Source organism: Streptacidiphilus sp. ASG 303, assembly GCF_020991365.1.
In the GTDB taxonomy this organism is placed as follows: Bacteria; Actinomycetota; Actinomycetes; order Streptomycetales; family Streptomycetaceae; genus Peterkaempfera.
The window spans coordinates 1-1,008 of sequence record NZ_JAJLRA010000083.1; the positions used below are offsets into that span (position 1 = coordinate 1).

General features: G+C 76.4%; 1 protein-coding gene. It reads right to left on the reverse strand.

The window, feature by feature from the left end; translation table 11 throughout:
• Positions 1 to 16 precede the first annotated feature (16 nt).
• Positions 17 to 553 (reverse strand): transglycosylase SLT domain-containing protein, encoded by a 537-nt coding sequence (locus tag LO771_RS29995; RefSeq protein ID WP_230748312.1) that lies wholly within the window; start codon positions 551 to 553, stop codon positions 17 to 19.
• Positions 554 to 1,008: the final 455 nt, after the last annotated feature.

Consider the following 1,008-nt stretch of genomic DNA (forward strand, 5'->3'; position numbering starts at 1 on the left):
TGCTGGTGCTGGTGGCTCAGTACCAGTGGTGGGTCTGCCAGAAGGCCCAGGCGGCGTTGGGGCTGCCGTAGCGGGAGTTCATGTAGTCCAGGGCCCAGCGGATCTGGGTGGCGGGGTTGGTGCGCCAGTCGGCGCCGGCGGAGGCCATCTTGGAGCCGGGCAGGGCCTGGCCCAGGCCGTAGGCGCCGGAGGAGGCGTTGGTGGCGCCGGGGTTCCAGCCGCTCTCGTGGCTGACGATGGCGTCGAAGGCGGCCCACTGGGAGGCGGGGACCATCGACTGGGCCAGCGCGCGGGCCCCGGCGGCGCCGGTGGCGCCGGTGGGGGTGGTGGCCAGGACGGGGCGGGCGGCGGCGCGGGAGGCGGTGTCCTGCGCGGCGTGCCGGTCGGCGGCCTGGGCGGTGTGGTTGAGGTGGTGCAGGTGCAGGCGGTGGGCCGTGGGCCGGGCGGGGGCGGCGGAGGCGGCGGGGGCGGCGACGGCGGCCAGGGAGGCCAGGCCGGCGGTGGTGGCCAGCAGGGCGGCGGTCTTCCTCAGGCGGGGCAGGGCGGTGCGCATCAGGGGGAAACCTCGATCGGTTGTCGGGGACACCCGCCCCTGGGGGGTGGGGTGTCCGGGGCACCCGGTGGGGCTCTCGGTGTGCCGCGGGAGGCGCCTGTGCTCCGGGGGTGGACCCCGGGACGCCGTCGGACTCGGCCCAGTCTTGGCAGGCCCGGCGCGGGGCGGCAAACACCCGTCCTACGACCGCACTCCGTAGGCGGGGCGGGGCGCGGACGGCCCGGGACGGCGCCGCCCGGGGCGCGGGGACGCGGCTCGCAGGGGGCCGGCGGGGCCCGGGACGGGGCGGCCCGCACCCCGCCCGAACTGCACCGATGGCCGGAGAAAACCCACTTCGATCGTTAAACACCCGATTCGCACGAAAACAGAGGTTTATCCGGGCCGTGGACGGGGCGCGGGGGTCTCCTACCGGGCGTCGTAATCCCCCACGGGCGTGTGAGCCTCTTCACGCGAAA

What these genes read in the sequence shown, in the direction of transcription:
- LO771_RS29995 (WP_230748312.1), bottom strand. Translation starts at nt 553, where the DNA reads ATGCGCACCGCCCTGCCCCGCCTGAGGAAGACCGCCGCCCTGCTGGCC.